This is a genomic window from bacterium, assembly GCA_028821235.1.
Classification (GTDB): Bacteria; Actinomycetota; Acidimicrobiia; order Spongiisociales; family Spongiisociaceae; genus Spongiisocius.
Window position 1 is genome coordinate 1 of sequence record JAPPGV010000035.1, and the last position, 20378, is coordinate 20378.

The 20378-nt window shown below is 68.4% G+C and carries 18 protein-coding genes and 3 tRNA genes; 6 read left to right on the forward strand and 15 right to left on the reverse strand.

Annotation, left to right across the window (positions count from 1 at the left end; translation table 11 throughout):
• Positions 1-136 precede the first annotated feature (136 nt).
• The 13 genes from OXK16_04000 to OXK16_04060 all read right to left on the reverse strand — a co-directional run bounded on the left by OXK16_04000 (position 137) and on the right by OXK16_04060 (position 9995).
• Positions 137-210: transfer RNA gene (locus OXK16_04000), tRNA-Met, on the reverse strand.
• Between the two features lie 38 nt (positions 211-248).
• Positions 249-322, reverse strand: a tRNA-Thr gene (locus OXK16_04005).
• Between the two features lie 33 nt (positions 323-355).
• A tRNA-Tyr gene (locus OXK16_04010) sits at positions 356-437 on the reverse strand.
• Positions 438-522: 85 nt separating this feature from the next.
• Positions 523-1383: a zinc metalloprotease HtpX gene (locus tag OXK16_04015; GenBank protein ID MDE0375111.1), complete on the reverse strand. Its 861-nt coding sequence runs from the start codon at positions 1381-1383 to the stop codon at positions 523-525.
• 133 nt (positions 1384-1516) lie between these two features.
• A complete protein-coding gene (locus tag OXK16_04020; GenBank protein ID MDE0375112.1) occupies positions 1517-2590 on the reverse strand; it encodes an SAM-dependent methyltransferase in 1074 nt (357 codons plus the stop codon).
• 67 nt (positions 2591-2657) lie between these two features.
• The gene (locus OXK16_04025; GenBank protein MDE0375113.1) at positions 2658-3482 is read right to left on the reverse strand and encodes a purine-nucleoside phosphorylase; all 825 of its coding nucleotides are present in this window, start codon (positions 3480-3482) and stop codon (positions 2658-2660) included.
• Between the two features lie 31 nt (positions 3483-3513).
• Positions 3514-4239, reverse strand: a complete 726-nt coding sequence (locus OXK16_04030; protein ID MDE0375114.1) for a nucleoside phosphorylase — start codon at positions 4237-4239, stop codon at positions 3514-3516.
• Between the two features lie 28 nt (positions 4240-4267).
• Positions 4268-6241 carry a bifunctional aldolase/short-chain dehydrogenase gene (locus OXK16_04035; protein ID MDE0375115.1) on the reverse strand — a complete coding sequence of 658 codons (1974 nt, stop codon included), beginning with the start codon at positions 6239-6241 and terminating at the stop codon, positions 4268-4270.
• A gap of 60 nt (positions 6242-6301) precedes the next feature.
• A complete protein-coding gene (locus OXK16_04040) occupies positions 6302-6595 on the reverse strand; it encodes a putative quinol monooxygenase (protein MDE0375116.1) in 294 nt (97 codons plus the stop codon).
• A gap of 52 nt (positions 6596-6647) precedes the next feature.
• Entirely contained in the window at positions 6648-7430 is a 783-nt protein-coding gene (locus OXK16_04045) for an SDR family NAD(P)-dependent oxidoreductase (GenBank protein ID MDE0375117.1), read from the reverse strand.
• A gap of 10 nt (positions 7431-7440) precedes the next feature.
• The gene (locus tag OXK16_04050; protein ID MDE0375118.1) at positions 7441-8244 is read right to left on the reverse strand and encodes an SDR family oxidoreductase; all 804 of its coding nucleotides are present in this window, start codon (positions 8242-8244) and stop codon (positions 7441-7443) included.
• Positions 8231-8677, reverse strand: coding sequence for a cupin domain-containing protein (locus tag OXK16_04055; protein ID MDE0375119.1), 447 nt, complete (start codon positions 8675-8677; stop codon positions 8231-8233). The genes OXK16_04050 and OXK16_04055 overlap by 14 nt, the downstream gene beginning before the upstream one ends.
• Before the next feature lie 10 nt (positions 8678-8687).
• Complete coding sequence (locus tag OXK16_04060; protein MDE0375120.1) at positions 8688-9995, reverse strand: amidohydrolase; 1308 nt, start codon at positions 9993-9995, stop codon at positions 8688-8690.
• Positions 9996-10042: 47 nt separating this feature from the next.
• Between OXK16_04060 and mtnA the strand changes: the two genes are divergently transcribed.
• The 5 genes from mtnA to OXK16_04085 are packed head-to-tail and all read left to right on the forward strand — an operon-like array spanning position 10043 to position 15839.
• The gene (gene mtnA / locus OXK16_04065) at positions 10043-11095 is read left to right on the forward strand and encodes an S-methyl-5-thioribose-1-phosphate isomerase (GenBank protein MDE0375121.1); all 1053 of its coding nucleotides are present in this window, start codon (positions 10043-10045) and stop codon (positions 11093-11095) included.
• Between the two features lie 55 nt (positions 11096-11150).
• The gene (locus tag OXK16_04070; GenBank protein ID MDE0375122.1) at positions 11151-12263 is read left to right on the forward strand and encodes a BMP family ABC transporter substrate-binding protein; all 1113 of its coding nucleotides are present in this window, start codon (positions 11151-11153) and stop codon (positions 12261-12263) included.
• Positions 12264-12292: 29 nt separating this feature from the next.
• Positions 12293-13816: an ABC transporter ATP-binding protein gene (locus OXK16_04075; GenBank protein MDE0375123.1), complete on the forward strand. Its 1524-nt coding sequence runs from the start codon at positions 12293-12295 to the stop codon at positions 13814-13816.
• Complete coding sequence (locus tag OXK16_04080) at positions 13809-14921, forward strand: ABC transporter permease (GenBank protein MDE0375124.1); 1113 nt, start codon at positions 13809-13811, stop codon at positions 14919-14921. The genes OXK16_04075 and OXK16_04080 overlap by 8 nt, the downstream gene beginning before the upstream one ends.
• Positions 14922-15839, forward strand: coding sequence for an ABC transporter permease (locus OXK16_04085; protein MDE0375125.1), 918 nt, complete (start codon positions 14922-14924; stop codon positions 15837-15839). It abuts the gene before it with no gap.
• 19 nt (positions 15840-15858) lie between these two features.
• Here the strand turns inward: OXK16_04085 and OXK16_04090 are convergent, their stop codons facing one another.
• Positions 15859-16737, reverse strand: a complete 879-nt coding sequence (locus OXK16_04090; protein MDE0375126.1) for a LysR family transcriptional regulator — start codon at positions 16735-16737, stop codon at positions 15859-15861.
• Between the two features lie 107 nt (positions 16738-16844).
• Here OXK16_04090 and OXK16_04095 point away from each other — a divergent pair, with 107 nt between their 5' ends.
• Positions 16845-17912, forward strand: coding sequence for an inositol-3-phosphate synthase (locus tag OXK16_04095; GenBank protein ID MDE0375127.1), 1068 nt, complete (start codon positions 16845-16847; stop codon positions 17910-17912).
• 51 nt (positions 17913-17963) lie between these two features.
• Here OXK16_04095 and OXK16_04100 read toward each other — a convergent pair whose 3' ends face one another.
• Entirely contained in the window at positions 17964-20291 is a 2328-nt protein-coding gene (locus OXK16_04100; GenBank protein MDE0375128.1) for a molybdopterin-dependent oxidoreductase, read from the reverse strand.
• Between the last annotated feature and the right edge of the window lie 87 nt (positions 20292-20378).

Sequence of the window (20378 nt, forward strand, 5' to 3'; positions counted from 1 at the left end):
CATAGTCCCAACATTCACATGCGGCTTATCCCGCACAAAACGCTCCTTACCCATAACGATCCTCTCCTCGTGTAGCAGCTTGCTGGTACATACGTTCGGCGGGCCGGCCATCCCGCGCAGGACAACCGACCGCTCGTAGCGGCGGGCAGACTTGAACTGCCGACCTCTCGATTATGAGTCGAGCGCTCTTACCGACTGAGCTACGCCGCCTGGCCCTTAGGCAGGGCAGGCTGTTCACCTGCCTGCCGAGCCCCCTTCCGGATTCGAACCGGAGACCTCCTCCTTACCATGGAGGCGCTCTGGCCTACTGAGCTAAGGGGGCCTGTTAGGGCGGACGACCAACCGTCCGCGCCGGTGCCGGGAGAAGGATTCGAACCTCCGAAGGCATCGCCGGCAGATTTACAGTCTGCTCCCTTTGGCCGCTCGGGCATCCCGGCACGGGTGGCAGACGCCACCGGTTTCTGGCGCAAGAATGCTAGTCGCTCCGATCCGCCGCGGAAACAAGCACGCGGCGCCCGCCAATCAGATCCGGTAGTACATGTTCTCGAGCCGGCGAACCCTCTCCTCGATGGGCGGATGGGTCGAGAACATCCGGCCGGCTCCGGCCGGACGTCTCCGGCCGAACGCCTTGAGCGGGTCGGCGATGAAAAGCTGGCTGACTGCCGGATTCACGTCCATCGGTATCCGTCCCGATGCGCTTCCGATCTTCTGCAAGGCCCGCGCCAGGCTGAGCGGCTGGCCCGTCATCTCGGCGCCCGAGCGATCGGCCTGGTACTCGCGAGCCCGCGAGATCGCCATCCGGATCACCATGCCGGCCAGCGGCGCCAGGATCATTGCGGCCAGGGCCACCACCAGGCCGATCGCGTTGTTGTTGCGACGGCCTCCGCCCCCGAACCAGAAGGCCATCCGGGCGAAGATGGACAGGGCGGCGGCGAGCATCGCGGCGATCGAAGAGATCAGGATGTCACGGTTGCGGACATGGGAGAGCTCGTGCGCGATTACCCCTTCGAGTTCGTCATCCCGCATGATCTCGAGGATGCCCGTGGTGACGGCAACGGCGGCGTTCTTGGGATTGCGACCGGTGGCGAAGGCGTTGGGCTGGGCGGAATCGATCAGGTGGATAGAGGGCACGGGCATGTTCGACGAGGCGGCCAGGCGGCGCACCATGCCGTAGACCTTGGGCAGCTCCTTCTCGGTTACGGGTCGGGCCCGGCTCATGGCGAGGGCCATCTTGGCGGAGAAGAAGTAGGCGCCGAGGTTGAGCAGGGCTGCGAACCCCAAACCGATGTATATGCCCTGGGAGCCGCCGAACAGCGCCCATCCGAGCATCCAGACGAGCGCGCTCATCAGGCTCAACAGCGCGACCGTCTTCAGGTTGTTCATGGTGATCGGATCATAATGGTGCCAGGAGGGTACTGAAAAATGTCCAGTTGGCCAGGTGGCAGGCAATAAAACCCCAGGTCAAAGTGTCGTAAGCCAACCCTTCCCCGTCTCTTTCAGCACCCTCCCAGGACCGCTATCGGGTGGCCACCAGGACCCGGAAGTCGCCGAAACCCCGGGGGTGCAGCAGGGTGTCGATCTCGTTCACCCTCGACCGGAGACGGAGCCGCTCGATCGGATCGCCGCCCCGCGCCTCCGCCAGTTCCCGCCGGCGTAGTTCCTCCCTCCTGGCGCCCAACCCCAGCTCGGACAGGAACTCGTCCTGGCGGCACAACCTCGTATGCATTCCCCGGTCGGTGGCGACTCTGGCCAGAGCCGAGAAGTCGACGTCGGCGGTTATGTCCATCGAGCCCGGTTCGTCGAGCGGATGCCGGGAGAGGTGATGGGCGCGGTAGGTACGCAGCGTCCCACCCCTACGCCGGCGGGGCAGGAGTCCTTCCGAAGTGTCCCCGTAGTCGATGACCACGACCGCGCCGGCCTCGAGCAGATCGATCATCCGACCCATCCAGTCGCTGGCCGCCGGCTGGCACTCCACCACCCCACCGGCGGGCACATCTGCGGCATGCGCCTCCAGCCAGGCCAGCACATCGGGACGGGCGGGCGCCTCCACCAGCACCAGATCGGCGCCTTCTGACCAGACCCGGCGCTCCGACCAGCCCCCGTCCTCCGCCCGTACCGCAATTGCCACGGGAAGGTTGTCCACGACCTCGTTGGCGATGACCACTCCCCGGAAGCGATCCGGTTCCCGGCGGTCCGGCACCACCTCGACAACCGGGAGCGCCTGGCGGAGTGCCTGCCGGGCCGCGGGAGAGGCCTCCAGCGCCACGGTTCGAGGCGTCCAGTCCAGCGCACCCAGCAGCGGAGACAGCAGGGTGCCCGACCCCGCGCCCACCTCCAGCAGGGTGAACCCGGCCGGGCGGCCCAGCCGCCGGAACTCCTGGCCCACGAAGCGGGCGAGCGTGGCCCCGAACTCGCCGCTCGTCTCGGGGCTGGTCAGGAAGTCCCCCTCGGCCCGGGACCGCAGCGGCCCCGAAGCGAAGTACCCGCCGTCGGGGTCGTAGAGCGCCATCTCCATGAAGCGGTCGAACGGGATCGGCCCCTCACGGTGGATCAGGCGGCGGATCCGCTCCTCGAGCCCGCTCCGCTTCATAACGAGCCCTCAGCGGTAGTTGCTAGTTAACATAGTATTATAGTGTCTAGAGACTAGCAATTGGAAACTACAAACTAGGCAACAGGGCGTCGAAGAGCGCCCGGAGATCTCCGGCTGCCCGGCCGGCCGTCTCGATGACCTCCTCGCCGGTGATCTTGCGGCCGGCCAACCCGGCGGCCCGGTTGGTACACAGCGAAATTCCCAGCACTTCCGCGCCCATGTGGCGAGCGGCGATGGCTTCCGGCACGGTGGACATCCCGATCAGGTCGGCGCCCAAAGTGATGGCCATCCTGATCTCGGCCGGGGTCTCGAACATCGGCCCGCGCCACCACATGTAGACACCTTCATGCATTGAGATCCCCACCGAGGAGGCGGCGGCGACGGCTTTCCGGCGCAGCGACGGCGAGTACACGTCGGTCATGTCGGGGAACCGGGTTCCGAGGCGTTCATCGTTGTCGCCGCGCAAGGGGCCGAGACCGGTCGGGTTGATGTGGTCGGTCAGGAGTACGAGATCGCCGGGATCGATGCCGGGCGTGCATCCACCGGAGGCGTTGGTTAGGACCACCTTGCGGGCGCCGGCCATGATGGCCGCTCGCACCGGAAAGACGATCTCGGTCGGGCTGTAGCCCTCGAAGTGATGGACCCGGCCCGAGTAGAGCAACACCCGGTTGCCGCCCATCTCGAGGGAGTAGGCCGTGCCGGCGTGCCCGGGTGCAGATGGTTGCGGGAAGCCAGGTATCTCCGAGTACGGGACCGCCACCGCCCCGTCGAGGGTGTCGGGATAGCCGCCGAGACCCGAGCCCAGCACGGCCACCACATCGTGGGCGTCCCGCCCGGTGAGCCGGTTGAGGACCTCCGCCGCCTCCGTGAGACGCTGGTACAGATCGCCCATTACCACCTCGTATCCGCTGCCGGACGGCCGGTCAGCCGTCGATGAGGGCATCCAGTCCGATGTCGATCATCGCCTCCACCGCGTCATAGACCACCTGGCGGTGCGGATCGTAACCACCCTCCTCCCTGTGTAGGGGATTGCCGTCCGCCACCAGCACCGCCCCGGTGGTCACCGAGTTGAGCGAGCCATTGACGAACAGGGCGGCACACTCCATCTCGACCGCGATGGCGCCCGCCCGGTGCCAGAACTCCAGGTCGCCTCCGAGAACCTCGCCCGGATAGAACAGCGAGTGGGTGAGCACCACGCCCTCGTGGGAGTGGTGCTCGGTGGATGCCACCGCCCGGCGGATCGCGGTGACCACGTCTACCGAAGCGAGCGCCGGGAAGGGCGCGGGGACCATGGCGTCGGTGACACCGTCGGCGCGGATGGCGCCGGTGACGATCACGAGATCGCCGTCCTCGACCTCGACGGCGAGACCCCCGCAGGTTCCGGTCCGGATGATCCGGCGGACGCCGGCGCGGCTCAACTCCTCGAACACGATGACCGCTCCCGGCGATCCCACGCCGTGCGAAGCCACGGCCACGTCGACGCCTCGATGGGTCCCTCCGTAGGTCACGTACTCCCGGAAGCTGCCCAGCAGGCGACGGCCCTCGAGGCGCCGGGAGGCCAGCTCCGCCCGGGCGGGATCGCCCATCACCAGCACCCGCTCGGGCACCTCATCCGGATCCACCCGAAGGATCGGGGTCAGCTCAGCCATCCAAACACCTCCTCGACCGGCAGCCTATTCAGACCACCCGTTCGTTGCCGCCGTCCACGGGGACCTGCGCTCCCGTGGTCACCGCGAACACATCCCCGCACAGCTCGGTCACCACCCTGGCGACCGCGGCAGACGTCACCTCGGCGGACAGCAGGTTCCGGGTCCGGTACTCGGCCTCGCTGAGCCCGTAGGCAGCGGCCCGCTCGGCGATCAGACCCTCGTCCCAGAGTCCGGTGTCGAACACCCCGTCCGGGTGGACCAGGTTGACCCGGATCCCGTCATCCGCCCACTCGAGAGCCGCCACCCGGGCCAGCTGGGTGACGGCCGCCTTCGACGCGGAGTAGGCAGCCGCGCCGCGGCCGGGAGCGGCGACGTTCTTGGATGCGATCACAACCACCCGGCCTCCCACCGGGGAACAGGCCAGGAAGGGATGGACCGCGGCGAGGAGGGTGGCCACGGCGTCCGCGTTGACGGACAGGGTCGCCCGCCACCGGTCCTCGTCGAGCTCGCCGACCGGCTGGGCCTTGCCGAACACCCCGGCCGCCGGCACCACGATGTCGATGCCTCCGAACCGCTGCACCCCCGCATCGATCGCCGCCTGCTGGGCGGCGCCGTCGGTGACGTCCACCGCCACGCCCAGCCAGGCCGGGCCATTGAAGGCGCGCACCACCGCTCCGTCACGGTCCAGACCGACCACCGCACAGCCCCTCGACAGCAGGGCCGCAGCGCAGGCCCGGCCGATGCCCGAAGCGGCTCCGGTCACCACCGCCACCATGCCGGCGAACTCCGGAGGCCTGCCCGCCCGGCGCAGTTTGGCCTGCTCCAGATCCCAGTACTCGCAGTCGAACAGATGGCCCGCCTCCAGCGCCACGTACCCGCCCAGATGGTCCTCGGCGCGTTCTAGAACGGGCATGGTGTGCTGGTAGATGTCGGCAGCGATCCCGGAGGCCTTGGCGGTCTCGCCCACGGTCAGAAGACCCAACTCCCTGTCCACCACCACCCGCGGCGCCGGATCGAGCATGGTCAACTCGGTCCGGGCGCGGTGCCGGTTCTCCTCGAAGTAGCGGCAGTACCTGTCCACGTAGGCGTCCACATCGGTGCCCACCATGGGAAACCGCTTGGTCCGGATGACGTGGTCGGGAGTGAGCGGGCCCCGGTTCGCCAGGCTCTCCAGGTCGGACCGGCCCACGAAGCGGGACGCCGCGGCGTTCGTATGGCGGGTCATGATCATCGGCTTGCCTGCCGCAGCCGAGATCTGGTTGCGGAGCCGGGCCAGCGCTACCGGCGCTGCCGGAGGGAGACCCGCCTCGTCTTGGGAAGGCGCCAGCGGGGCGCGGGCGTCGAGCCACTCCTCGGCCCTGGTGATCAGCTCGATATGGCGGCCGTATGCCTCCTTCGTGGTATCCCCGAAGGTGAACAGGCCATGGTTGAGGAGAACCATTCCGGTGGCGCCCTCGTGCGGCTGATCGCGCCAGATCTCCACCACCAGCCGGGCCAGGTCGAAGCCGGGCATGACGTAGGGCACCACCAGCACGTCGCCTCCGAATACCTCCCGGATCCGCCCCTCCCCGTCGGCCAGGTTGGTGAGGGTGACGATCACGTCCGCATGGCTGTGCTGGACGGCCCGGTAGGGCAGGAAGGCGTGCAGCAGGGTCTCGACCGAAGGTTGCGGGGCGGCCGGGTCGAGCCGGGCGGCGGACAGCTCCCGCATCATGTCCGGGTCGGAGAGCCAGTCGAGCGACAGCAGGTCCTGGAGCCGGTCGACGGGCAGGGGTGTGAAGCCCGGCGCTTCGATGGTGGCCAGGTCCCACCCCGAGCCCTTCACGTAGAGAGCGTCGATGGTGCGTCCGGTTATGTCATGAAAGGGCGCCTTGACGGATGTGTTGCCGCCGCCGTGCAGCACGAGGAAGGGGTCGCTCCCCAGCAGGCGGGATCCGTAGACACACTCGCCCAGCGGCCCCTCGAATGCCGCCGCCTCAGCGTCGTCCCACCTGTCATCCATCAGAATCTCCCAAGCCGTGCCGGGGCAAGACTAGAGACCAGAACCGGTGGCCGGTCAGGATCAGGCGATGCGGGTCATCCGGGTGACCACCACCGACTCGGTATGGTCCGCAATGGCGGCCAGGCCATCGGCGATGTGGGGTTCGTCGAGGTGCGCGTCGAGGTCGGCTTCGCTACGCCAGAGGGCGACGAAGCAGAAGAGCCCGGGTTCGCTGCCGACCTCGTGGAGCCGGTAAACGAGGCAACCCTCTTCCTCGCGGGTGGGCGCGACCATCGCGATGAGCGCGTCCCGTACGGTCTCCTCCGATCCGGGAACGGCCCGCACCCGGGCTACGGCTGTGAGAGCGCCCGCCATGGATTTCAACTGTACCGCCCTTCCCGCCTCGGGAACAGGAGTGAGTCAGGGTTCAGTACCAGGTGTCGCCGCCGTCCACGTTGATGGCCTGGCCCCGGATTATGTGCGCCGCGTCCGACAGCAGGAAGGCGATCACCCGGCCCACCTCCATCGGGGTGATGCGCCTGCCCAACTGCGCCGGCCCCATCGATCCCAGCAGCTCGTCGGACGGGATGTCGAGCCGGGGCGAGAGCCACTCGGCCACCCCGGCCAGCATGGGGGTGTCGACCCCGCCCGGGCAGACCGCGTTGACGTTGATGCCGTGCTCGGCCCACTCCATGGACAGGGACCGGGTGAGGCCGAGGACCGCCGACTTGGAGGCGTTGTAGGCGGCCATGTTGCGGTAACCCACCTTGCCGCAGTTGGACGCCACGTTGACGATGCTGCCCCCGCCCGAGGCCTTGAGCCGCTTCCCGACAGCCTGGGCGACCAGGAACGACCCGGTGACGTTGATCTCGAGCTGGTGGTTCCAGTCGGGACCGGTGGCCTCCCAGGCCTCGTCGAGCGTCACCACCCCGGCGTTGTTGACCGCGCCGTCGATGCGGCCGAAGTGCTGCACCGTGCTCTCCACCGCCGACTCGACCTCGTCCGCATCGGACACGTCGGCCCGGAAGGCGGCGGACGATGTCCCGGTCGACCCGACCCTGCGGGCCGTCGCTCGGGCGCCGTCCAGGTCAACGTCCACCAGCGCCACCATCCCGCCGGCCTCGACGATGGCTCGGGCGATCCCCTCCCCGATCCCGCCGGCCGCCCCGGTCACCAGGTAGGCCCGGCCCTCGAGGCTGGTCGCGTTCACGGGAACGACCTCACCAGGTGGGATTGGCCATCACGCCGCCGTCCACCACCAGCTCCGCACCGGTGATCCACCGGGCCAGGTCGGAGCAGAGGAACACGCAGGCGTCCCCGATGTCCTCGCGGGTGCCGAGGCGCCCCAGCGGGCAGGCCTTCTCCCAGCGCCCTACCCCATCCGGCCAGGCATCTTCGATGCCGGGACGGGAGATCAGGCCGGGAGAGACCACGTTGACCCGGACCCCGGCGCCGCCGTAGGTCTGGGCCGCGGCCCGTGCTTGCATGATCATCCCGGCCTTGGAAACCGAGTAGTGCCCGTGCCCGGGCGCCGGGTAGCTCCCCTCTATGGAGGCGATATGGACGATCGACCCTCCCGATTCCTGGGCGGCCATCGCGGCCGCCGCGGCCTGGGTCAGCCGGTGGGTGGCAGTGAGGTTGGTGGCGATCATCTCCGACCATTCGCTATCGGTCAGTTCGGCGAAGCCGGCCACCGTCTGGATAGCGGCGTTGTTGACCAGGCCGTCCAGCCGGCCGTAACGCTCCAGAGCCGTGTCGACGAGGAGGCGCGGCGCGCCGGAGTCGGTCAGGTCGGCGGTCACCACCAGCCCGGGCCGTCCGGAGCGGCCGGTGATGGGCTCGGCCGGCGAGGACCGCGTGTGGGAGACCACCGTGGCGCCGGCCGCGGCCATCCTCGCGGCGATACCGGCCCCGATGTTGCCCCCGGCGCCGGTCACGGCCACCACCCGGCCGTCCAGGGAGATCAGCTCGTCCGGCGCCCCCAGGGGGCCCGACGCCGGCGCGCCGGAGCTACTCCCTGGCATAACGGGCGATGAGGTCGGCTGCGTCCGGGTAGAGGCCGACCAACTCGGAGTAGGTACCCAACTCGAATCCCTCCTCGTGGTAGGGCGGCGCCATGGTAGTTCCCACCAGCGACCAGTCTCCGGTCGTTCCGGCGCCCATCCACACTCCTCCGGGAACCGCCACGAAGGGGCGCTCCCCCGCCGCCAGGTCGTCGCCGAGCAGCAGCCGTCTGGCCCCGCCGTCCGGTTCGAGTAACAGCATCTCCACCGGATGGCCTGCGTAGTGGTGCCAGAGCTCCGGCCCGTCCAGTCGATGCAAGGCCGAGAAGTCGTCCGGCTGCATCAGGTAGTAGATGGCGGTGCCGTTCTGGTCCCGCCAGGTCTGGGCCCACATTCCCCCCTCGGACGGCAACGGCGCCAGACCCAGCAACTCGGCCACTTCGGCGCCGGTCACACGACACTTCTCACTTGGCCAGCCACCGGGCGCGCTCGGTCACCTCCGCCGTCACCTTGTCAACGTCCACGGTAAGCACCCGGCCCTCGCTGACCACCTGCTCCCCGCCCACCCAGACCGAGCGGACTGCCCGGGGCGACCCCGACCACACCAGGCGCGACACCGGGTCGTCCTCGTCCGTCACGACCGGATGCAGAGCCGACTCTGACGGTGACAGCTGCACCATGTCGGCCCGGGAACCCGGCTCGAGCCGGCCCAGGTCGGAGCGCCCGATGGCGTCGGCGGCCCCGGCCGTGGTCATGTGGAGCGCCTCGTGGGGTGGCATGAAGGCTGCGTCCCCCCGGTGGATCCGGGCCAGCCGGATGGCGGTGCGCATCTCCTCGAACAGGTCGAGCCGGTGATGAGAGGCCGGACCGTCGGTGGCGATCCCCACCTTGATCCCGGCCCGGATCATCTCTTCGACCCTGGCCAGGCCCGAGCCGTGCTTGGAGTTGGAACAAGGGCAATGGGCCGCCCCCACTCCGTGGCGGCCGAATATCTCCATGTCCTCGTCCGACAGCCACACGCAGTGGGCGGCCAGCACCCTTGCCTCCAGCATGCCCAGCGACTCCAGGTAGGCGGGCGCCGACAGGCCACCGGACAGCTCCCGCACCGCCGCGTCCTCCCACTCCTGCTCAGCCACGTGGATGTGAACCAGCATGTCCTGCTCGCGGGCGATCCCGATCACCATCTCCAGGCACTCCCGTGACACCGACCAGGCGGCGTGAGGACCCAGGCCCACTTCGATCAGCTCGTTTGATGCCCACCGGTCCCGGGTGGCGACCATCTCCTCCAACTGCTGCTGCCAGGTGCCCATCAGGTCGAGCTGGGCGTCCTCGATGATCGGAGCCGCCACCACGCACCGGAGGCCCGCCTCGGCAGCCCCCTGAGCGACCGACTCCCCGAAGAAGTACATCTCGGATGAGGTGGTGACGCCGTTGGAGAGGAGCTCGGCTGCGCCCATCAGCATCCCCACCCTCACGTCATCGGGGGTCAGGCGCCCCTCCCGGGGCCACATGACCTCGTGGAGCCACCGATCCACCGGCAGCCCCTCTCCGGCGCCGCGCAGCAGGATCATCGGGGTATGGGCGTGGAGGTTGACGAGTCCGGGCATCAGGATGCCGTCGATCCGGTGTACCGGCGCCCCGGCCTGGTCGGGCGCCTCCGAAGCGGGGCCGGCCCAGACCACCCGTCCCCCCTCCACGTCCACCACCCCTTGCGAGATGGGGGTCCGCCCCTCGGACATGGTTATCAGCAGATCGGCTTGGTAGCGGTCCATCTACTCGCCCCCGGTCAGGTGGAAGTGGCCCATGTAGCATAAAGGTCATGCAGCAACTCGGTGACCGTCCGCTCGACTGGATAGACGGCGGCGTCTCGATGGTCGATCAGACCAGGCTTCCCGACCATTACGAGGTGATGCGGATCGAAACAGTCCCCGACATGGTGGCCGCCATCCGCCGCCTGTCCGTACGGGGCGCCCCCGCCATCGGCGTGGCCGGAGCCCTCGGGGTGGCGCTGGCCATCCGGGCCCACGGGACGTCCGGACCCGACTTCGACCGGGCGATCCTCTCCCTTCGGGAAGCCCGACCCACCGCGGTGAACCTGGCCCGCATGGTGGACAGGGTGGCCCCCCTCGCCGCGCAGGGCCTGGACCGTGTGCTGGCCGAGGCGCTCGCCATCCGGGACGAGGAGATCGCCGCATCCGTGTCCATGGGAGAGTACGGGGCCGATCTCGTGACCGGGCTGGTCACCGAGCGGGCAGCATCCCGGGCGATGACGATCTGCAACACCGGGGGGTTGGCGACCATCGAGCGCGGTACCGCACTGGCGGTGATACAGACCTTGCACGAGCGGGGCACGCTCGCGGAGGCTCTGGCGCTCGAGACCCGGCCGCTCCTCCAGGGCGCCCGCCTCACCGCCTGGGAGTTGGCCCGCATGGGCGCTCCCCACCGGATCCTGGTCGACTCGGCCGCCAACTTCATGCTGGCCCGGCGTCAAGCCGACGTGGTGCTCACCGGCGCCGACCGGATCGCCGCCAACGGGGACACGGCCAACAAGATCGGAACCTTCTCCCTGGCTCTCGGCGCCCGGTACGCCGGGGTCCCCTTCATCGTGGTCGCCCCGGAGTCGACCGTGGACATGGACACTCCCGGGGGTGACGCCATCCCCATCGAGGACCGGGACGCCGGAGAGGTGGTGTCCGTCCGGGATCGTGCTACCGCTCCTGCGAATACCGACGCCGCCAACCCCGCCTTCGACATCACGCCGCACGCCCTGATCACCGCGATCGTGACCGATCGGCGGGTGGTCAGGATTGATCGAGGTGATAGCCTCCGGTCGGTGCCGCTCGGGGAGCTTCGCCGACCGGCCACTGAGTAGTCATCACCGTGACAGACACACCAGCGGAACGTCCGCTCTGAGGGAGGAGAAACCCATGTCCAGACCCCTGAAGATCCTGGTGCTCATTCTGGCACTGGCCGTAGTGGGGGCCGCCTGCGGGGATTCCGGCGACGACGCGCCCGCCACCACGGCCGCGCCCGCCACCACAGCCGCGCCCGCCACCACAGCCGCGCCGGCCACCACAGCCGCGCCGACCACCACGATGGCGCCCGAGGACCCGATCAGCCTGATCTACGTGACCCCCAACCCGATGGGCGTCAACAGCTTCCTGATCCTGGGCGAGGTCGGCACCAGGCGGGCAGCCGAGCGCCACGGCGGTACCTGGAAAACCTTCGAGTCGATTGACGACACCACCAGGCGGGCCAACATAGAGGCAGCCATCGACGAGGCTCCGGACGTGATCGTGCTCACCACCTTCACGCTGACGGAGATGGCGGACGAGTACTCCAAGGCCAACCCGGACCAGCAGTTCATCCTCATCGACTCCTGCCCGGACGAACCGGCCCCCAACCTCCACTGCGGTGTGTTCCGCGAGCACGAGGGCGCCTACCTGCTAGGCGTTATGGCCGGCCACCTGTCGGAGGCGAAGAAGATCGGCTCCGTAGTGGCTCTCGACATCCCCTTCTTCAAGCGCTGGTGGGAGAGCTTCTGGGTCGGCGCCCAGTCGGTGGATCCCTCGATCGAGAACTCGGCGGTGTTCATCGCCGGCGACAACCCGTTCTCCGACCCGGCCCGGGCCAAGGAACTGGCCCTCTCGCTGGCCGCGCAAGGACTGGACCACATCTTCGCCGTGGGCGCCGGTTCCAACGGCGGTGTGTTCGAAGCGGCGGCGGAAGCCGGATTCGTGTCCTACGGCGTGGACATAAACCAGTGTCCGGAAGCCCCCGGGTACATAGTCGACAACAACATGAAGCTCGTGGACGCGGTGGTCGACCAGCTCATCGAACAGGTGCTGGCCGGTACTGCCGGGCCGATGGTCGCCTTCGGTCTGGCCGAGGGTGGCACCGGCGTGATGGCCCTCCACCCCGACCTTGCCACCAGCGAGTGCCTGATTGCCGATCATCCGGACATCGTCGCGGAGGTTGAGAAGGTCGCTGCGGGGATCATCGACGGCTCGATCGTCGTAACCGATCCGCTGTTCGGCTGATCGAAACCGGGTCCTGACCGCCAACTGAAATGAGCCTGGCCCTCGAGTTCCGAGGCATCACCAAGCGATTCCCCGGTGTCCTGGCGAACGACGCCATCGACATGAGGGTGGAGGCCGGCCACATCCACGCCGTGGTGGGTGAGAACGGCGCCGGCAAGACCACCCTCATGTCGATCCTGTTCGGCCTGTACCCGGCCGACGCCGGGGAGATCCTGGTGGACGGCGAGCGGGTCAGGTTCACCTCGGCGCTCGAGGCCATCCGGGCCGGGCTCGGAATGGTCCACCAAGCCTTCCGGCTCTTCCCAACGCTGAGCGTGGCCGACAACGTGGTGTTCCGGGACGAGCCGACCCGGCGGGGCATGATCGACCGGACCGCCGGCGTGGAGCGGGTGGGGGCCCTGGCCGAGCGGTACGGCCTGGCGGTCGACCCTCGCGCCGTGGTCGAGACACTGCCGGTAGGGGTGCTGCAGCGGGTGGAGATCCTCAAGGCCCTCTACCGGGATGCCCAGATCCTGATCCTCGACGAGCCCACCGCGGTGCTCACGCCCCAGGAGCGGGACAAGCTCTTCGAGGTCATCAGGCGCCTGCGCGACGCGGGGCGCACCATCCTGTTCATCACCCACAAGCTCGGCGAGGTGATGGCCGTCTCCGACCGGGTGACAGTGCTCCGGGACGGCCGGTCGGTGGCGGATCTCGTCACCGCCGAGACAAATCCCACCGAGATCGCCCGGCACATGACCGGACGGCAGGTCGATCTGGACCGCCGGGCGCCCGCCCACGAGGCGGGAGGCGCGGTGCTGACCGTGACCGATCTCACCGTAACGGGCGAGCACGGGCGGGAGACGGTAAAGAACGTATCGCTGGAGGTGCGGTCGGGTGAGATCGTGGGCGTGGCCGGGATCGCCGGCAACGGCCAGAGCGAGCTCATCGAGGCCGTGACCGGTCTCCGGGACGTGCCCGAGGGCTCGATCCACCTGAACGGGAACGACATAACCACCTCCGAGGTATTGACGCGCCGTCTGTCCGGGATGGCATACATACCGGAGGATCGCTACGGGGTGGGCACCAGCCACCGGGCAACCGTGTCGAACAACCTGCTGCTGGGCCACCAGCGAAGGGAAGGGTTCCAGAGCAAGGGGTGGTTCGACCGCAAGGCGGTGCGCCATCACGCCAGGCGCCTGATCGAGACCTACGGTATCCGGTCGGGGCCCATCAACTCCCCGGTATCGAACCTCTCGGGAGGGAACCTCCAGAAGGTCGTGGTGGCCCGGGAGATGTCCCATGGCGCCCCGCTGCTCATCGCCGAGCAGCCCACCCGCGGCGTCGACATCGCGGCCATCGAGTTCATCCATGATCGCCTGATCACGTTCCGTGACGGGGGCGGGGCCGTGCTGCTCATTTCAGCCGAGCTGTCCGAGATCCTGGCCCTGAGCACGCGCATCCTGGTGATGTTCGACGGGCGGATCGTGGCCGAGTTGGATCCGGCGGAAGTCGACGAGGCCGGCATCGGCTACTACATGACCGGCGCGCACGAGGAGGCGCTCAGTGGCTGAGCAGGCGCAGGGCGCCCCGGTCGGCCTCGGCTCGAAGATAGGGAACGTGGCGGGGCATCCCGCCCTGTTCTCGCTGGTCTTCGCCTTCGCCCTGGGCTGGGCGATCGTCTGGCTGACCGGCGGGGATCCCTGGTTCGCCTACCGGGAGATGTTCGACGGCGCGGTCACGGGCTCGGGGTTGCGCAACACCCTGGCGCGGTCCATACCGATCGTCGGGATGGCGCTGGCCGTGTCGGTGGCGTTCCGCTCGGGCGTCATCAACCTGGGCGGCGAGGGCCAGATGGTGGTGGGCGGCCTCGCCGGGACCGTCGTGGCCATCTACATGCCGGGACCGGGCCAAGTGGTCATCCCGGTGGCCATGGTGATCGGCGGTCTGGCCGGGGCCCTCTGGGCCATGCTTCCCGCCCTGGGACAGACCCGGCTGCGACTTCCCATCCTTATCACCAGCCTGCTGCTCAACTACGTGGCCCGCGCCATGACCGGCTACCTGGTGCGGTTCCGGCTGCTGGACGACAGCGTGACCCTCACCTCCACCGAGCAGGTTCCCGACACCGCCCGCATGCCCAAGATGCCCATATTCGGTGGAGTGAGCTACTCGCTTCTGCTGGTGGTGATCCTGGTCATCGTCATCTGGGTGGTCTACGGACGCAGCGTCTCGGGCTACGAAACCCGAATGGCCGGCCTCAACGGGCGCTTCGCCCGCTACGGCGGCATCCAGGTGGAGCGCCAGACGGTCTACGTGATGGCGGTGGCCGGCGCCATCGGCGGCGTGATCGGCACCCACATGATCCTGGGAGATGCCTACCGCTACATCGACGGAGAGCTGGTGCTGAGCGGGCTGGCCTGGACCGGACTCCTGGTGGCCCTCCTGGCCAACAACCATCCACTCCTGATCCTGGCGGCCGGCCTGCTCTTCTCCGGCCTCCAGATCGGAGGCCTGGCCATGCAGCGCAACGCCGAAGTCTCCTGGCGCCTCGCCCAGGTACTCCAGGCCCTGGTGATCGTGGCGGTGGCCAGCCGGCTCACCTTCACCTGGTTCAAGCGAAGAACCGGCCGGGACGTATCCGTCGGCGAGGTCGAGCCGGCCGGAGTCGGAGAGGTCTAGATGTTCGACCAGCTCTTCGACGCCGCCCTCTTCGACTCGGTGGTCCGAGCCATGATCCCCATCCTGCTGGCCGCGCTCGGAGGAATGATCTGCGAGCGGGCGGGGGTCTTCCAGATCGCCATGGAGGGGATGATGCTGTCCGGTGCCTTCGCGGCGGTGGCCGGCTCCTACCTGGCTGTCTACAGCGGCCTCGGAGTGGTGTTCGCGGTGGGCGCCGGGGTGCTGATATCGCTCATGCTGGCCTTCGGTGCGGTGAGCAGGCGCGGCGACCCCATCGTGCTCGGCATCGCCCTGAACCTGATGGCCATCGGGCTGACCGGTTTCCTCCTCCCACAGATATTCGGGGTGCGGGGGGTGTTCCAGCACGAACGCATCGACGGATTGGAACGGCTGGCCATCCCCGGACTGTCCGACATCCCCTGGATAGGGCCGGTCCTGTTCAACCAGACCATCCTGGCGTACGTGGCCTTCCTGCTGGTGCCTTTCCTCTGGCTCGTCCTGTTCCGCACTCCGATCGGGCTGCGGTTGCGCGGGGTCGGTGAGCGTCCGCTGGCGGCCGAGTCCCTCGGGGTGAGCCCCATCGCCTACAAGTACGGTGCGGTGATCGCCTCCGGCGTGCTGTCGGGCCTGGCCGGCGCCCAGCTGGCGCTCGGGAACGTGGTGCAGTTCGCCGAGAACATGTCGAGCGGAAGGGGCTGGGTGGCGGTGGTGGCGGTCATGCTGGGCCGGGCCCATCCGTTCGCGGTGCTCGGCGCCAGCCTGCTGTTCGCCTTCGCCGAGGGGCTCGGGTTCCGACTCCAGGGCAACGGGCTCCCCGTCCAGATCACGGATGCCCTGCCGTTCCTGGTGACCCTGATCGCCCTGATCGCCGCCCGCAAGCGTTTCGCCCGGCTCCTGGACCTCACCACCGGCGGCTAGCCGGGGGCCTTTCGCCGAATCAGGGTGTTCCGGTGGGGTCGCCTCTCTTGACCAGTTCGATTAGGCGGGCGGCACGTGGATCGAGATCCTCGTCCGACCTCCACACCGCCTCGATCTGCCGCAGAGCCACCAGCGGTCCTTCCGTCAGGTCCAAGTCCTCCCCAGCCGTCGCCACCTGCCGGGGTAGCACCGTCCGGGCGTAGCCGAGAACCGCCATCTGGCGGAGCACAGTTGGGTGAGCCGATTCGAGAGCCACCTCAGGATGGATGCCCAACTGCGCCAACCCCTGGTCGATGAGCAGCCGGGTGCGAGAGGCGGGCGGGTAGAGCGCCCAGCCCGCCGGGGTGGCTACGTCCGAGCCTGAGTCGGACGAGCCGGCCATGTCATCCCGCCAGGAGTAGACATGCATCCTCTCGGTGGCGATGGCCTCCGAGTTGTAGCGGGAACCGGCCGGGCCGACCACCAGCGCCAGGTCCACCTGGTATCGATCCAGCATGGACAGCAGCTCCTCCGACTCGGCAACCACCAACTGGAGATCGATCCCGGGCTGCTCCCCTTGCAAACGGGACAGGCCGGATGGAAGGGTGTAGAGGCCGACAGTGTCGATCAGCCCTACCCGGAGCAAGCCGACCTCTCCCCGCTGCCAGCTGTCCAGCCATCGGATCAGATCCCCGGTCTGGCCGATCACGCGATCCGCATAGCGCACCACCCGCTGCCCGGCCTCGGTGAGCACTCGCCTCCTCCCGTCCTTCCTGAACAGGGGCACCCCCAACCGTCGGGAGAGCTCGGCCAATGAATGGGAGAGGGCGGGCTGGCTGACGCCCAGCTCCCAGGCTGCCTCGGTAAACGTTCCGTGGCGCTCCACCGCCTGGAGATAACGCAGGCTCCGGAAGTTCAAGGCCGGCAAATCCATAACCATTATCTATGGATTATAGGAGCCTCGTCTATTTGACTGAATCAATCCACGCGCCAGACTCAGCGGAGATCCGAGTCGAGAGGGTACGTGTGAGCAGGATACGGGTAGCGATCGTAGGGGTGGGGAACTGCGCCTCCTCACTGGTACAGGGGGTCGAGTTCTACCGCGATGCCGCCGCGGACGAGACCATTCCGGGCCTGATGCATCCGGTGCTGGGCGACTACGCCATCGACGACATCCAGTTCGTGGCCGCATTCGACGTGGATGCCACCAAGGTGGGCCAGGACCTGTCCAAGGCGATCTTGGCCGGCGAGAACAACACCACGGCCTTCGCCGAGGTCCCCTATCTGGACGTGACGGTGCAACGCGGGCCGACCCTGGACGGGATCGGCGCCTACCTGAACGGCGTGGTGGAGGAGTCGGCGGCGGCCGAGGTAGATGTGGCGGAGGAACTCCGCAAGACGCGCGCCGACGTGGTGGTCTCCTACCTACCGGTCGGATCGCAGCAGGCCACCGAGTTCTATGCCCGCCAAGCCCTGGAGGCCGGCTGCGCCTTCGTCAACTGCATCCCCGTGTTCATCGCACGCACCGAGGAGTGGGCAGACCGCTTCCGCCGGGCCGGACTGCCCATCGTGGGCGACGACATCAAGTCGCAGGTCGGCGCCACCATCCTGCACCGCACCCTCGTCAACCTCTTCCAGGACCGGGGGGTGAAGGTGGACCGGACCTACCAGCTCAACTTCGGCGGGAACACCGACTTCCTGAACATGCTGGAGCGGAGCCGCCTCGTCTCCAAGAAGGAGTCCAAGACCAAGGCGGTCACCAGCCAGTTGGAGACCCGCATGCCCGTGGAAGACATCCATGTCGGCCCCTCGGATCACGTGCCCTGGCTCACCGACCGCAAGTGGGCGCACATCCGCCTCGAGGGGACCGCCTTCGGGAACACTCCCCTCAATGCCGAGGTGAAGCTGGAAGTCTGGGACAGCCCCAACTCGGCCGGGGTGGTCATCGACGCGCTGCGGTGCGCCAAGATCGGTCTGGACCGGGGTATCGCCGGGCCGCTCTACGAGGCCAGCGCCTACTTCATGAAGTCACCACCCCGCCAGATGCGGGACGAGGTCGCCCGCGAGGCCCTCGAGGCGTTCATCGACGGATAAGGTCGCCGGGGAGAGAGCATCCTCCTCGCTCTTCTCCCCGGTCTGCTCGATCTACCGTTCTCCCAGGGCGACGATCTCAGGTGGGTCGAAGGCGTGATGGGCCGGAGGCGCTCCCGGCCATAGTTCCACCCGGACCAGGCAGGTCTGGGCGGTGGGCCCCTGCGCCAGGCTCGAGCTTCCGACATCGGCGGTGAGTACGTTGGGATTGCCGTGCAGGCAGGTGCCATCCAGGTCGGGCCCGACGCCCGGCGAGTACCAGGCCCCCGTGGCCAGCTGGACCACCCGGCGCCGGATCCGGTCGGTGATCGTCACCCCGGCCAGGCAGGCGCCCCGGTCGTTGAAGACGCGGACCACGTCGCCGTCCTCGATACCCCGCCGGGCGGCGTCATCGGGATGCATCCGTAGCCGTTCGAGACCGGCGACCTTCGCGCCACGGCTGTTCGACCCGTGGTCCAGCTGGCTGTGGAGCCGGGTGGAGGGCTGGTTGGAGATCAGGTGCAAGTCGGCCTCGCCGATCGCTTCGCCCAGCCATTCGCCCGGAGGCATCCAGGCCGGATGCGGCGGGCAGTCGTCGTATCCGAAACCGGAGATGCGCTCGGAGTAGAGCTCGATCCGGCCCGACGGGGTACGGAGCGGATACCGGTCGGGGTCCTCTCGGAACTCCTCCAGCATCACCCGCTTCGGCTCCCCGCCCCCCAGCCCGCGGTCGATGAACCCGGCCTGCCAGAACTCCTCGAAGGCGGGGCTCCCCGGTTCGCTCCGCCGGTACTGCTCGTACATGAACCGAACCCAACCGTCGGCAGTGCGACCCTCCGAGAAGGTATCTCCCGTGCCGAGGCGGGAGGCCAGGGCGCCGAGAATGTCATGGTCGTCCCTGGCGCCACCCACCGGCTCGATGACCTTCTTCATGGCGAAGAAATACGGATCGCTGGGCTTGCCGCCGATGTCATTTCTCTCCAGGGCGGTGGTGGTGGGCAGCACGATGTCGGCGTACCTGGCGGTGGCCGTCCAGAAGGGCTCATGAACGATCACCGTCTCGGGACGCTGCCAGGCCCCGCGCAGGCGGTTCAGGTCCTGGTGATGGTGGAAGGGGTTGCCGCCCGCCCAGTAGACCAGGCGGATGTGCGGGTAGGTGCGGGTTGCGCCGTCGTACTCGTACTCCTTGCCCGGCCCGGCCAGCATGTCGGCGATCCTTGCTACCGGGATGAAGGAGTCGATGACCGGCCGCCCCGGCTTCAGACGGGGCAGCCACGCCTTGTCGAACCCGTTTCCGAGGGCCGCCACCGCCCCGTACCCGATGCCGAAACCGCCTCCGGGAAGGCCGATCTGCCCGATGGCGGCGGCGAGGGCGACGGCCGCCCAGATGGCGTGCTCGCCATGGTGAGCCCGTTGCAAGGACCAGCTGGCGTTGATCATGGTGCGCCCCGTTACCAACGCGCAGGCCAGCGACCTGATCCGCTCGGGCGGGACGGTGGTGATCGGTCCGGCCCATTCCGGATCCTTGGGGACCCCGTCGGTGTCACCGGTGATATAGGCGGCCAGGGTCTCCCAGCCCACGCAGTACCGCCCGACGAAGTCGCGATCGTAGGAGTCATCCTCGATCAGGGTGTGGATGAGGGCCAGCATCAACGCGACGTCGGTACCCGGCCGGATCGGGACCCACTCCGGATCCACATAGTCCGCGACATCGTCATCGATGGGTGACACGTTCACGAAGCGGGCGCCCCGCTCGGCACACGTCCGCAACCAGCCGCTCACCTCGTGGCGTCCCACACCCCCGTAGTCCACCTGGCTGTTCTTCACCGGAATGCCCCCGAACGCCACCATCAGGTCGGTCTCAGCGGCGATCACATCCCACGAGGTGTGGACCTTCTCTAGGGCCCACCAGCGGCTTCCTACCACGTGGGGAAGGATGACCTCGGCCGCCGCCAGGCTGTAGGTGTTGACGGAGCCGGTGTAGCCGCCGATCGAGTTCATGAAGCGGTGAAGCTGGCTCTGGGCATGGTGGAAGCGCCCGGCGCTGGCCCAGCCGTAGGAACCGGCGTAGATGGCCTGGTTGCCGTACTCAATCCGGACCCGGTCGAGCTCGGCGGCTACCAGGTCGAGGGCATGATCCCAGCCGACCTCCACGAAGCGCTCCCTGCCGCGGCGGTGGGTAGCGGCTCCCGGACCGGCCTCCATCCAGCTCTCCCTGACCGACGGCATACCGACGCGGCATCGCCCGATGTCGGCCAGGGAGTCCCCGATGGGGGACGGATCGGGATCGTGCCGGAACGGCCGCACCGCCTTGATGGCGCCGCCCGAGGCTTCGACCTCGTAGGCGCCCCAGTGCGTCAGCGTCAGGCTCGAGGCGCCGCTATCCGATTCGGGTGTGATCATGACCCCTGGGATTGTACGAGCCGCGAGGCCATGAGCTGCCGGGAATCCCCACTGGTAGGGATGCTTCCCGACACCCGTCATAACGCC